This window comes from Roseateles sp. P2_H4, assembly GCF_056403315.1.
This window is the reverse complement of sequence record NZ_JBFUFR010000027.1, coordinates 32,622-45,395: the sequence shown is the minus strand read 5'-3', so window position 1 is coordinate 45,395 and position 12,774 is coordinate 32,622. Positions and strand designations below refer to the sequence as shown.

Annotated in this window: 12 protein-coding genes; 8 read left to right on the top strand and 4 right to left on the bottom strand. The window is 67.7% G+C overall.

Annotated features, from left to right (window positions below; all coding sequences use genetic code 11):
- Positions 1–166: 166 nt before the first annotated feature.
- The 6 genes from AC1DW3_RS19850 (at position 167) to AC1DW3_RS19825 (ending at position 4,942) form a co-directional block, all read left to right on the top strand.
- Positions 167–1,396 (top strand): BaiN/RdsA family NAD(P)/FAD-dependent oxidoreductase, encoded by a 1,230-nt coding sequence (locus AC1DW3_RS19850; protein ID WP_477934088.1) that lies wholly within the window; start codon positions 167–169, stop codon positions 1,394–1,396.
- Positions 1,397–1,561: 165 nt separating this feature from the next.
- Positions 1,562–1,774: a 30S ribosomal protein S21 gene (gene rpsU, locus AC1DW3_RS19845; protein WP_012346814.1), complete on the top strand. Its 213-nt coding sequence runs from the start codon at positions 1,562–1,564 to the stop codon at positions 1,772–1,774.
- A gap of 99 nt (positions 1,775–1,873) precedes the next feature.
- Positions 1,874–2,320 carry a GatB/YqeY domain-containing protein gene (locus tag AC1DW3_RS19840; protein WP_477934084.1) on the top strand — a complete coding sequence of 149 codons (447 nt, stop codon included), beginning with the start codon at positions 1,874–1,876 and terminating at the stop codon, positions 2,318–2,320.
- 9 nt (positions 2,321–2,329) lie between these two features.
- Positions 2,330–2,674, top strand: coding sequence for a TIGR01244 family sulfur transferase (locus tag AC1DW3_RS19835; RefSeq protein ID WP_477934082.1), 345 nt, complete (start codon positions 2,330–2,332; stop codon positions 2,672–2,674).
- A 100-nt stretch (positions 2,675–2,774) separates the two neighbouring features.
- Positions 2,775–3,383, top strand: a complete 609-nt coding sequence (locus AC1DW3_RS19830) for a TRAP transporter small permease subunit (RefSeq protein WP_477934080.1) — start codon at positions 2,775–2,777, stop codon at positions 3,381–3,383.
- A complete protein-coding gene (locus AC1DW3_RS19825) occupies positions 3,383–4,942 on the top strand; it encodes a TRAP transporter large permease (RefSeq protein ID WP_477934224.1) in 1,560 nt (519 codons plus the stop codon). The genes AC1DW3_RS19830 and AC1DW3_RS19825 overlap by 1 nt, the downstream gene beginning before the upstream one ends.
- 61 nt (positions 4,943–5,003) lie before the next feature.
- Here the strand turns inward: AC1DW3_RS19825 and AC1DW3_RS19820 are convergent, their stop codons facing one another.
- The gene (locus tag AC1DW3_RS19820; protein ID WP_477934078.1) at positions 5,004–6,086 is read right to left on the bottom strand and encodes a TRAP transporter substrate-binding protein; all 1,083 of its coding nucleotides are present in this window, start codon (positions 6,084–6,086) and stop codon (positions 5,004–5,006) included.
- 117 nt (positions 6,087–6,203) lie between these two features.
- Positions 6,204–7,571, bottom strand: coding sequence for a metalloprotease PmbA (gene pmbA, locus AC1DW3_RS19815; RefSeq protein ID WP_477934076.1), 1,368 nt, complete (start codon positions 7,569–7,571; stop codon positions 6,204–6,206).
- Positions 7,572–7,629: 58 nt separating this feature from the next.
- Here pmbA and yjgA point away from each other — a divergent pair, with 58 nt between their 5' ends.
- Together yjgA and mog are read left to right on the top strand one after the other, a co-directional pair.
- The gene (yjgA, locus tag AC1DW3_RS19810) at positions 7,630–8,166 is read left to right on the top strand and encodes a ribosome biogenesis factor YjgA (protein WP_477934074.1); all 537 of its coding nucleotides are present in this window, start codon (positions 7,630–7,632) and stop codon (positions 8,164–8,166) included.
- Positions 8,159–8,725, top strand: a complete 567-nt coding sequence (mog, locus tag AC1DW3_RS19805) for a molybdopterin adenylyltransferase (protein ID WP_477934072.1) — start codon at positions 8,159–8,161, stop codon at positions 8,723–8,725. The genes yjgA and mog overlap by 8 nt, the downstream gene beginning before the upstream one ends.
- On the opposite strand, the gene AC1DW3_RS19800 is transcribed toward mog, so the two are convergent.
- Positions 8,722–11,934: a two-component regulator propeller domain-containing protein gene (locus AC1DW3_RS19800; protein ID WP_477934070.1), complete on the bottom strand. Its 3,213-nt coding sequence runs from the start codon at positions 11,932–11,934 to the stop codon at positions 8,722–8,724. The genes mog and AC1DW3_RS19800 overlap by 4 nt on opposite strands.
- 174 nt (positions 11,935–12,108) lie before the next feature.
- Positions 12,109–12,732: a hypothetical protein gene (locus tag AC1DW3_RS19795; RefSeq protein WP_477934068.1), complete on the bottom strand. Its 624-nt coding sequence runs from the start codon at positions 12,730–12,732 to the stop codon at positions 12,109–12,111.
- Positions 12,733–12,774: the final 42 nt, after the last annotated feature.

Genomic DNA, 12,774 nt, shown 5'->3' with positions numbered 1-12,774 from the left:
CCAAGGGTGTCGGGGGACTGTAGTGGGGGCCAAGCAGCGCCAGCAAGACCGCGCCACCCCATGAATCGGGCCTCCCCCCTAGAAGACCCGTTTGCCGGCTGAGCTGAATCCTAACGAGTTTCGATGCGCTCACCTACGACAATGCCGCCCCATTCACGGGAGGTCTATGCAGGGATTCGATGCGGTGGTGGTGGGCGCCGGGGCGGCAGGCCTTTTCTGCGCTGCCCTCGCGGGCCAGCGCGGGCTCAAGGTGCTGCTGGTCGACCACTCGCCCAAGCTGGCAGAAAAGATTCGTATATCGGGTGGCGGGCGGTGCAATTTCACGAATCGCGAAGCCGGCCCGGCCAATTTCCTGTCCGAGAACCCGGCCTTCTGCCGCTCGGCCCTGGCTCGCTACACGCCCCAGGACTTCATCAAGCTCGTCCAGAGCCACGGCATCGCCTTCCATGAAAAGCACAAGGGCCAGTTGTTCTGCGACGACTCCGCCGAGCAGATCATCCAGATGCTGGTCAGGGAATGCGAAGCCGGCGGCGTGATCCGCTGGCAACCCTGCACGGTGGCCGACGTGCGAAGGCTTGCAGACGGCGGCTTCGAGCTGGACACCAGCCAGGGTCCCGTCAGCGCGCCGCGTGTCGTCGTCGCAACAGGTGGCCTCCCGGTCCCCAAGATCGGCGCCAGCGACTGGGGACTGCGGCTGGCCAAGCGCTTCGAACACGCCATCGTCGAGCCGCGCCCCGCGCTGGTGCCATTGACCTTCGATGCCGAGGCCTGGAGTCCCTTCGCCGCGCTGGCCGGCCTGTCGCTGCCGGTGGAGGTCAGCGTCGGCAGCGGCAAGGCCCGCATGCGCTTCCTCGAGGACCTGCTGTTCACGCATAGAGGCCTCAGCGGCCCGGCCATCCTGCAGATTTCCAGCTATCGCGCCGATGGACAGGCGCTGCAACTCAACCTGGCGCCCGATCTGCAGTTGGACAAGGCCCTCGTCGACGCCAAGAGCACCTCGCGCCGCCAGCTCGGCAATGAATTCGCCAGCCGGCTGCCCCAGCGCCTTGCAGCGGCCTGGCTGGAGCGCGCCGGCCTGGACGCGGCCCGCCCCTTGCCGGACTGCCGCGACGCCGATCTGCAACGCCTGGGCCGCAGCGTGCATGACTGGCAATTGATGCCCAGCGGCGACGAGGGCTGGCGCAAGGCCGAAGTCATGCGGGGCGGCGTCTCGACCCGCGACCTGAGCTCGCAGACGCTGGAAAGCAAGCGCGTGCCGGGCCTGTACTTCATCGGCGAGGTGGTCGATGTGACCGGCTGGCTGGGGGGCTACAACTTCCAGTGGGCCTGGGCCAGCGCCGCCGCCTGCGCCGAGGCCATGGCCACCGCCTCAAGAGAGGCTTCAATCAGGGCCTGAGCAAATCTTGGCAAGTCCTTGATTTCCCGGCTACAATCCTTGGCTTTGCTGGCAAACCCGCGCGTCGATTCGCTGCACTTCTCGAAGAAGATTGAAGAGAAGCAGTAATCCGGAACCTGCTGCTGATCTCAGCCGCGAATACCGAGCGCAATCTGAAGGAAATACATGACCACCATCCGCGTCAAGGAAAACGAGCCGTTCGACGTCGCCCTGCGTCGCTTCAAGCGCACCATCGAAAAGCTGGGCCTGCTGACCGAACTCCGCGCCCGCGAGTTCTACGAGAAGCCCACCGCCGAGCGCAAGCGCAAGAAGGCTGCGGCCGTCAAGCGCCACTACAAGCGCGTGCGCAGCATGCAGCTGCCCAAGAAGCTGTACTGATCGTTTCTGACGCCATCCGGAGCCTCGGCTCTGGTTGAACTCCAAGACCCGCCACAGGACGCTGTTGCGGGTTTTTGTCTTTTTGAACCGGATCTCCCCATGAGCCTGAAAGACCGCATCACCGAAGACATGAAGGCCGCGATGCGCGCCAAGGAAGCCGACCGCCTGCTGACCATCCGTGGCCTGCTGGCTGCCGTCAAGCAGAAGGAAGTGGACGAGCGCGTCGTCGTGGACGACACCGCCCTCGTCGCCATCGTCGACAAGCTGATCAAGCAGCGCAAGGACTCGATCAGCCAGTTCGCCGCCGCCGGCCGCGACGACCTCGTCGCCAAGGAAACCGCCGAGCTGGCCGTCCTGCAGGTCTATCTGCCCGAGCGCCTGTCCGCCGAGGCGGTGGCCGAGAAGGTGGCCGCCATCGTGGCCGAGCTGGGTGCCAGCGGCCCCGGCGACATGGGCAAAGTCATGGCAGCTGCCAAGGCCGCACTCGGCGGCGTGGCCGAGATGAGCACGGTCTCCAGCGCGGTCAAGGCCGCGCTGGCCAAGTAAGGAGGCACCATGAGCCTGCCCATGCAATCCATCGCCCCCGACATCTGCGCCGCCCCCCAATTGACGCCCGAAGCCATGGCTGAAGCCGCGGCCATGGGCTTCAAGAGCGTAGTCAACAACCGGCCGGACTTCGAACACGGCCCCGACCAGCCGACGTCGGCCGCCATCCAGGCCGCCGCCGAGGCCGCCGGCATGGAGTACCGCCACCTGCCCGTCGCCGGCGGCTACCAGTCGCCCGCGGAGATCGAGGCCTTCGCCCAACTGCTGGAAGAACTGCCGCGCCCGCTGCTGCTCTTCTGCCGTTCGGGCGCGCGCTCGACGCGGCTCTTCCTGCAGGCCCAGCAACTGGGCTGAACCCACCCGGGGCTTACCCTGAACGACGGCTCAAAGAAGCCGACGCCCCTCCAGCGGTCGCTACATTGGCGGCCGCTTCGCTTTTCTCCTGCCCAGTCTCATGAACGCCCTGCTCTCCCTGGCGCGGCGCATCGACAGCCTCAACGACCGCTTCGGCAAGCTTGCCGCCTGGGCCGTCTTGCTGTCCTGCTTCATCAGTGCCGCCAACGCCGTCGTCCGCTACAGCCTCGACTACAGCTCCAACTCCTTCCTCGAGATCCAGTGGTATCTGTTCGCGGCCTGCGTGATGCTGGGCGCGGCCCAGGTGCTGCGGCTCAACGAGCATGTGCGCGTCGACCTGGTCTACAGCCGGCTCACGGGCCATGGCAAGGTCTACGTCGACCTGTTCGGCCTCGTCGTCTTCCTGATGCCGGTCATCTGCTATCTGGCCTGGCTGTCCTGGGGCTTCTTCTACGTCAAGCTCAGCACCGGCATGGCGCCCGGTGATTCCGTCGCCAGCCTGGGCTTCATGCGCTACGCCACCAAGCTGCTGACGTCGGGTGAGCTGTCAAGCAACGCCGGCGGCCTGATCCGGTGGCCGGCTGCAATGGTGCTGCCGCTGGGCTTCGCCCTCGTCGCGCTCCAGGGGTGCGCCGAAATCATCAAGCGCGTGGCCTGGCTCGCGCACAAGTTCGACATGGACATCCATTACGAGAGGCCCCTGCAATGATCTCGATGGAGAGCTTCCCGCCGCTGATGTTCGCGGGGCTGATCGTGATCATGCTGATCGGCTTCCCCGTCGCGTTCTCGCTGGCGGCGCTGGGCCTGGCTTGCGGCTTCTTCGCGGTGAGCCAGGGCTGGTTCCCGCCGGAGTTCATGAGCGCGCTGCCGCAGAACGTCTTCGGCATCCTGTCCAACGACCTGCTGCTGGCCATCCCCTTCTTCACGCTGATGGGCTCGCTGCTGGAAAAGTGCGGCCTCGCGGAGGACATGCTCGACTCCATGGGCCAGCTCTTCGGCCCGGTGCGCGGTGGCCTGGGCTACTCGGTCATCATCGTCGGCTTCATCCTCGGCGCCATCACCGGCACCGTGGCCGGCCAGGTCATCGCGATGGCGATGATCTCGCTGCCGGTGATGATGCGCTACGGCTACAACATGCGCTACGCGACCGGCGTGCTGGCCGCGTCGGGCACGATCACGCAACTCGTGCCGCCCTCGCTCGTGCTCGTCGTGCTGGCCGACCAGCTCGGCCGCTCGGTGGGCGATATGTACAAGGGCGCCTGGGGCCCGTCCATCCTGCAGGTGCTGATCTTCGCCCTCTACACCTTCGTGCTCAGCCGCGTGAAGCCCCACCACGTGCCGGGCGTGCCCAAGGAGGCGCGCACGCTGCAGGGCTGGGCGCTGTGGAAGAAGTGCCTGCGCGGCATCGTCCCGTCGGCCGTGCTGATCTTTGCGGTGCTGGGCTCCATGGGCGGCCTGCCCGGCATCAACACCGCCATCTGCACGCCGACCGAAGCCGGTGCGATGGGCGCGGTGGGCGCCTTCATCCTGGCCGGCCTGCACAAGCGGCTGAACTGGCCGCTGATCAAGGAGACCATGCTGGGCACCATGCGCATCACGGCCATGGTGGTCTTCATCCTGATCGGCTCGCGCACCTTCTCGCTGGTGTTCCAGGGCGTGGAAGGCGGCCGCTGGATCGAGCACATGCTCAGCGACCTGCCAGGCGGCCAGATCGGCTTCCTCATCGTCGTCAACCTCTTCATCTTCTTCCTGGCCTTCTTCCTCGACTTCTTCGAGATCGCCTTCATCATCCTGCCGCTGCTGGGGCCTGTGGCCGACAAGATGGGCATCGACCTGGTCTGGTTCGGCGTCATGCTGTGCGTGAACATGCAGACGAGCTTCATGCACCCGCCCTTCGGCTTCGCGTTGTTCTATCTGCGCGGCATCTCGGACACGCTGTTCAAGAACGGCTCGATCCCGAAGAAGGTCCTCTCCAGCGACATCTACATGGGCTCCATCCCCTGGGTGTTCATGCAGCTCATCCTCGTGGCCATCGTCATCTTCTTCCCGCAGACGGTGACGGTCTTCCTCGACAAGGAAAAGGCGGTCGACCTGAACCAGGCGTCGGAGCTGCTGCAGCAGATGGGTGGCCACGAGAAGCCGGCGGACATGAGCTCCGACGATGCCAGCAAGCTGTTCGCGCCGGAGCCGGCTGCGTCGGCGGCCAGCGCACCAGCGGATGATGGCGACGCGGTGCGCCGCGCGCTGGAGGAAGCGGCGAAGAAGTAGGCGCCTGGAGCGCCAAGAAAAAAGCCCCGCGATGCGGGGCTTTGTTTTGAGGCTCGCTGATTTACAGCTTCTGCGCCTGCATGAAGTCGTCGAAGCCGGCTTCCGAGAAGCGGAACCACAGGTTCTGGTCGCGGCGGAAGTTGGAATAGTCCTCGTAGACCTTCTTCCAGTTCGGGTTCTTGGCCGACAGCTCGGCGTAGATGGCCATGGACTCCTTGAAGGCCGCGTCCATCGTGTCCTTGGGGAAGCGGAACAGCTTGGTGCCCGAGCCCACCAGTTGCTTCAGCGCACCCGGGTTCTTGGCGTCGTACTTGGCCTGCATGTCGATGTGGGCCATCGCGGATGCAGCCTCGACGACGGCCTTGTACTCGCTGGAGAGCGCGTCATACGCCTTGGTGTTGATGAAGAAGTCCAGCTGCGGGCCGCCCTCCCACCAGCCGGGGTAGTAGTAGTTGGGCGCGACCTTGTTGAAGCCCAGCTTCAGGTCGTCGTAGGGACCGACCCACTCGGCCGCGTCGATGGTGCCCTTCTCCAGTGCGGAGTAGATCTCGCCGCCGGCGATCTGCTGCGGCACGGCGCCCATGCGCTCCATGACCCGGCCCGCGAAGCCGCCGATGCGGATCTTCAGGCCCTTCATGTCGGCAACGCTCTTGATCTCCTTGCGATACCAGCCGCCCATCTGCGCACCGGTATTGCCACCGAGGAAGTTGACGATGTTGTAGTTGCGGTAGAACTCGCGCATCAGCTTCATGCCGTTGCCTTCCACCATCCAGGCCGTCATCTGGCGGCTGTTCAGGCCGAAGGGGATGGCGCAGCCCAGCGCGAAGGTCTCGTCCTTGCCGAAGAAGTAGTAGGGCGCCGTGTGGGCGATCTCGACGGTGCCGCCTTGCACGGCGTCAACCACCTGCAGGGCCGGCACGATCTCGCCGCCGGCGTGCACGGAGATCTGGAACTTGCCGCCGGTCATTTCGGAGACCTTCTTCGCGAACACGTCGGCCGCGCCGAAGATGGTGTCCAGCGACTTCGGGAAGCTCGACGCGAGGCGCCAGCGCACCTGCGCCTGGGCGTGCACGACGGCCGGGGCAGCGCCTGCAGCCAGCACACCTGCCAGGCCGGCGTGGCGCACAAAGGAACGACGTTCCATGGTCATTAAAGTCTCCTGTTTTCGGGTTTGCGAAGAGAAATATGCCGGGCGATTCTAGGAATCGCTCCATCGCCAGCCGGCCGGGATTTACCCAGGCGCTGACGCGTCAGATGCACGTCAGTTCCCCGCGAGCTTCATGCCGGTGACGAGCACCGAACCGATGGTCTTGGTGCCCATCGTGTACTCGTCGGCGCCGATGCCGACGATGTTGAGCAGCATGTCCTTGAGGTTGCCGGCGATGGTCACTTCATGCACCGGGTAGGCGATCTCGCCGTTCTCGACCCAGTAGCCGCTGGCGCCACGCGAATAGTCGCCGGTCACGTAGTTGACGCCCTGGCCCATCAGCTCGGTGACGAGCAGACCGGTCCCAAGGCGCCGGATCATCGTCGGCAGGTCGTCGCCGGGCGCCGTGGCGCGGCTCGTCATGCGCAGGTTGTGCGACCCACCGGCATGGCCGGTCGTCTTCATGCCCAGCTTGCGGGCCGAGTAGCTGGACAGGAAATAGCCCTGCAGCACGCCGCCTTCCACGACGGAGCGAGCGCGTGTGATCACGCCCTCGTCGTCGAAGGGCGAGCTGCCCTTGCCCTTCTTCACGTGCGGGTCCTCGGCGATGTCGATGTGCGACGCCGTGACCGGCTTGCCCAGGCTGTCGAGCAGGAAGGTGGTGCGGCGATAGAGCGCACCGCCACTGGTGGCCTGCACAAGGGCGCCCAGCAGGCCGATGGCGACCGTGCTCTCGAACAGCACCGGCACCTCGGCCGTCGCCACCTTGCGTGCCTTCAGGCGCGACAGGGCACGCTCGGACGCGTAACGGCCCACCGCCTCGGCCGAGGCCAGGTCGGCGGCGTCGCGCATGGAGCTGTACCAGGCGTCGCGCTGCATGCCCGCACCGCGGCCGGCAATCGGCGCGACCGACAGCGAGTGGCGCGAGCTGGCATAGCCGCCACGAAAGCCGCGCGTGTTGCCCATCCAGAAATGCGACTGCTGGGCCGACACGGCCGCGCCTTCGCTGTTGGTGATGCGCTTGTCCACACCCAGCGCCGCGGCCTCGCAGCGCAACGCGATCTCGGCCGCAGCGGCGGCGTCGACGGCCCAGGGGTGGAAGAGGTCCAGCTCGGGCCGCTGCGCCGCGTCCAGAGCCAGGTCGTCCGCATCGGGCAGGCCGGCGAACTCGTCCTCGGCCGTGAAGCGGGCGATGTCATAGGCCGCACGCACCGTGTCGCGGATGGCCTGGGGAGAGAAGTCCGAGGTGCTGGCATTGCCGCGGCGCTGGCCGAGATAGACCGAGATGCCGAGCGACTTGTCGCGGTTGCGCTCGACGTTCTCCAATTGGCCGAGTCGCGCGGACACCGACAGGCCGCAGCCCTCGGACACCTCGGCGCCGGCATCCGTCGCGCCGATCTTCTTCGCTTCGCCGAGCGCATCCTCGATCCATTGCTGGAACTGCTCGGGGCTGTAGGCAAAACCGTCTTTGGCTTGGGACATGAAAAGCGCTGAATTCGAGTGGGCGACAATCATAGGACTCGCCCGAACACGTCCACAGATGCAAGACAACACCCCCGAACACGACGCCGAGGACGACTTCGACGGCCCCAGCAAGTCCCAGCTCAAGCGCGACATGACCGCGCTGCAGAAGCTGGGCGACGAATTGCTGGCCCTGCCCGAGAGCCGCTGGGAGCCACTGGCCCTGCCCGAGATCCTGTACGACGCGCTGCGCGCCGCCAAGAAGATCACCAATTTCGAGGGCAAGCGCCGGCAGATGCAGTACATCGGCAAGCTGATGCGCAAGATCGACCCCGAGCCCATCCGCGAGGCGGTGGCGGCGTTCAAGCTCGGCCACGCCCAGGACAGCCTGAAGCTGCACCAGTCCGAACGCTGGCGCGAGCGCCTGCTGGCCAGTGACGACGCGCTGCAGGAATTCCTCGCGGCCCATGCCGAGGTCGACATCCAGCAGCTGCGCAGCCTCGTGCGCGCCGCGCGCAAGGACGCCGCCAACGAGCCCGAAAAGCGCAGCGGCCGCGCCTTCCGCGAGCTGTTCCAGTTCATCAAGGCTTCTGAGGTCGCGGCCGAAGATGAGTGAACCGGTTCGCATCGGTATCGTGTCGATCAGCGACCGCGCATCGACCGGCGTCTACGAGGACAAGGGCCTGCCGGCGCTGCAAGGTTGGCTGACGAGCGCGCTGCACAACCCCATCGCCTTCGTGCCGCGCCTGATTCCCGACGAACAGGCCGGCATTTCCGCGGCGCTGATCGAGCTCGTCGACACCGAGCACTGCGACCTGGTGCTGACGACCGGCGGCACCGGCCCCGCGCCGCGCGACGTGACGCCCGAGGCGACGCTGGCCGTGGCCGACCGCGTGATGCCCGGCTTTGGCGAGCAGATGCGGCAGATCTCGCTGCACTTCGTGCCGACGGCCATCCTGTCGCGCCAGGTCGCCGTCATCCGCGGCAAGGCGCTGATCATCAACCTGCCCGGCCAGCCCAAGGCCATTGCCGAAACGCTGGCCGGCCACGAGAAGGCCAGCGGCATCTTCGCGGCCGTGCCCTATTGCATCGATCTGATCGGCGGGCCCTACCTCGAGACCCGTGACGAGGTCTGCAAGTCCTTCAGGCCCAAGAGCGCGCAGCGCCCCGTCTAGCCTTCGACCGTTCCCGGCTCGGCCAGCGCCGCCGCCACATCGTCCAGGTTGCGATTGCTGCTGAGGCCGAAGCCGCCGACGATGCGCTGACCCCTGGCGCCCCGCCCGACGGCGGTGTGCACGCCCACCCAGGCATTGCGCCCGGACCGCTTGGCGGCATAGAGCCCCAGGTCGGCCAGATTGACGACCTGCTGCCAGCTGCGCGCCTGCGGCCGCTCCAGCTCGAAGGGCACGCAGGCGAACCCGATCGAGCAACTGACGGCGATCTCACCGCCGTCATCGAGTGCAAAAGGCGTGGCCGTGATGACGGCGCGCATGCGTTCGGCGAGTTCCTCGGCACGCAGGCGGTCGGTGTCGCGCGCAACGGCCAGAAACTCCTCGCCGCCCCAGCGCACCAGATAGTCGGACTCGCGCAGCACCGAGCGCAGCCGCGCGCCGAACTGCACCAGCACCGCATCACCCGATGCGTGCCCATGCCGGTCGTTGATGCGCTTGAAGGCGTCGATGTCGAGCAGCAGGAAGACGTTGTCGGTGTCCAGCGGTTGGCCGCCCGCGGCCAGCGTCTCCTGGGATCGGCGCAGGCCAGCCGCCAGGTCCTGCTCGATGTGCTCGCTCAGGAAGCGGCGGTTGTGCAGGCCCGTCAACGGGTCGGTCACGCTGCTCAGCTGCAACTGCGCCGATTTCTCTTCCAGCGCATGGTGCATCGCCCGCAGTTCGACCGTGCGCTCGCGCACCCGGTGCTCCAGCTCCAGCTGGCGGTGGCGCAGCAGCCGCGTGCGCGCCGCCACGGTCAACAGCACCAGCAGGCCCAAGGTCAGCGCCAAGGCGACGCGGAACCACCAGGTCTGATGCCAGGCTGGCCTCACCGTCACCGGCAGGGCCAGCTCACGTTCGCCCCATTGCCCGTCGCGGTTGGAGGCGCGCAGGCGCAGCTTGTAGTCGCCCGGCGGCAGATTCGTGTAGGCCGCCAGCCGCCGCGCCGCATCCGCCGCCACCCAGCCGCTGTCGTAGCCCTCCAGCTTGTAGGCATAGCGGTTGCGCTCGGGGGCCGAGAAGTCGCTGGACGCGAACTCGACCGCCAGGCTGTTGCCGTCGGCGGGCACGTCCAGCAGCGCGCCGCTGCCCGACGCGAGCGGCACCGAACTGCCGGCGATCTGCACGTCCACCACCAGCACCTGGGGGCGGTAGTTCCAGGTCTGCAGCTTCTCGGGCAGCACGACCGTCATGCCGCCCGCGCCGCCGAACAGCAGTTCGCCGCGCTCGGTGCGCGCCGCCGCCCCGGTCCAGTAGGTCGGGAAGACGACGCCTTCGGCACGCCGCAGCGCATGCGCGGTCATGCGAACGGGGTCGATGCGTGCCAGCCCGTTGTCGGTGCTGGCCCAGACCTGGCCCTGCAGGTCCTGCAGCAGTGCATTGACGGTGCCATCCGGCAGGCCCCGGGCCGTGCCGACGCGCAGGATGGAGTCGCCGCGGCCCGGTGCCGGCAGCACATCGATGCCGCCGCCATAGCTGCCCACCCAGAGCCGCCCCTCGGCGTCCAGCATCAGCGCCGTGACGAAACCCGCCGACAAGCCGCGGGCCAACGTCGGCCCGGCCGGGTATTGCACGGTCGCGCCGCTGAGGGGATCGAGCCGGTTGAGGCCGTTGCGCGTCCCGACCCAGAGTTCGCCGGCCGCACCGCGCGCCAGCACCATGATGCGCTGATCGGTCAGGCCCGGCGCCGCCGGTGCCACGGGCGCGGCGCGGCCGCTGGCCAGGTCCAGCCGCCACAGGCCATCGAACTGCCCGCCTATCCACAGCGTGTCGCCGTCGGCCAGCAGGGCCCAGGTGGAGGCGGCAGGGTCGCGGCCCGCCAGGTTCACGCGGCGCAGACGGCGCCCGTCGACATCGGTCCGATACAGGCCGCGCTTGGTGGCGATGAAGACGCCGCCATCCGCCACGCGCGCCATCCCGAGCACGATGTCCGGCGGCAGCGCGGCTTCGGGCCGGCTGGCGTCGGGCCGCAGCGCGCCGGTGCGGGCGCCGGTCGCGTCGAGGATGTCGATGCCGCTCTTGTGCGTGGCCAGCCACAGCCGGCCGCCGGGCATCGGCAGGATCCAGCTGATCTCGGCGCTGATGAAGCGCGAATCCAGCGCCTCGTCGACCCCGGCGCTGGCACCCAGGCGCGTCAGCACGCCGCCCTGGCGCGGGTCGTAGCGGCTCAGGCCGCGGTTGGAGGCCACCCAGACCAGGCCGGCCCGGTCACGGTAGAGGGTGCGCAGCGCGTTGTCCGCCAGGCTGACGGGCCAGGCCGGCACATGGCGGATGCGGCGCGTGTCGCGGCTCTCGATGTCGACGGCCACGGCGCCCTGCCCCAGCGTCGCCACCCACATCTCGCCCGCTTGCACCTCCAGCAGGCTGGCGATCTGGTTGTTGAAGAGCAGATCGTCCTTGTCGGGCACGCCGGCCTCGCGCACGTCGATGGCGGGCGCGTCGCCCTCGTGCCCGAGCACGAAGACGCCTTCGTGCAGGCTGCCGACCCAGATCTGGCCGGCGCTGTCCTGGGCCAGGGCCTGGGGCTGCACCGCACGGCCGGGGGCCAGCGGCACGGCTTGCAGCGGCGCGCCCGCGGCGGGGCGGCGGAACAGGCCCGCGGCGCTGCCGATCCAGAGCTGGCCACGCCGGTCGCGCAGCACCGACCAGACCTGGGCGCCGGCGCCTTCGGCCCAACCGCCGGCGGCACTGGCATGCTCGATGCGGCCACTGTCGGGGTCCAGGTGATCCAACCCGCCGTCGGTGACGACCCACAGCCCGCTGGCGCCGTCGTCGGCGATCTGCCGCACGCTGACATGGCTCAGGCCTCCTGCGCCACCGACCGGGATGGCGACGAAACGGTCCGTCGCCGGGTCATGCCTGAGCAGGCCCGCCGCGCTCGTGCCGACCCAGAGCCGCCCCTTGGCATCGCCATGCAGGGACTGCACATAGTTGTCCGGCAAGGCACCGGGCCGCTGCGCATCGGCCTTGTAGACCTTGAAGTGATAGCCGTCCCAGCGCGCCAGGCCGCCGAGCGTGCCGACCCACAGGAAACCCTGACCATCCTCGGCCATGGCCGTCGCGATGGCATTGGGCAGGCCCTGCTCCTGGGTCAGATGCTGGAAGCTGATGTCGGCCAGGCTGGACCAGCGCTTGGCGGCTGGCGCCGCCTGCGTGGCGAGGCAGGATGCGGCCATCGCCAGGCCAAGCGCCACGCGCCAGCCGGAGGAAAGCCACAGTCGGAACTCGCTCAGAAGCACAGCAGGGCGATCACAGGAGGCGGACCGTCACGGCCCGGAATCTGTGATTCTCATCCACGCCGACCCGGCCAGACCACAAGGCGGCGGCGGGTCTGGGCCTGTTCGGTCGCCTTAATCGGCGTATTGCGTCCAGTTGACCGGGCAGGCGGCGACTTTGGTGGCCTTGTTGGATGCACTGTCGGCCACCCAGCACTCCTCGAACACCGAGCAATAGCAGACCTTGACGCTGACCTTGGCCGGCAGCGCGTTGACGCGCGCCCACAGCGCCGCATCCTCGTGCCTGTTGAGGTGCAGGAAGTGCTTTTCCTCGCCCGGCCTCAGGATCTCGCCATTGGCCGTCGACAGGCGCCAGGTCAGGCCCGCCGCGTTGCCGTCGGTGCTGCAGCAATCCTTCAGCAGATCGCGAACGCTCTTCACCGGCTTGCCGTCGTAGCGGACCTCCATGCCCTGGATGCTCGCCGGGCCGATGCCCTTGTTCGTCAGCGAGAAGCGGATCAGGGAGGGCTGGCCGCGCTCATCGACATTGCTTGTCGAGTAACTGACCCGCGGCCAGGAGGTGGCCGTAACCATGCGCGTATTTGCCTCTGCCATCTGCTGCATCACGTGGCCATGATGGATGGCGAGATACAGGGACGCGAAGGACACCACCATGGCGCAGACCGAAGCCGTGATGTCGAACCAGCGGTGGCCGCTGTGGCTGCCGTGGTGATGCGAATGGACTTCCGGCTCTTCCATGGCTGCGTCTCCCTCATTTTTCATGGGGGCGCAGTCTAAGGG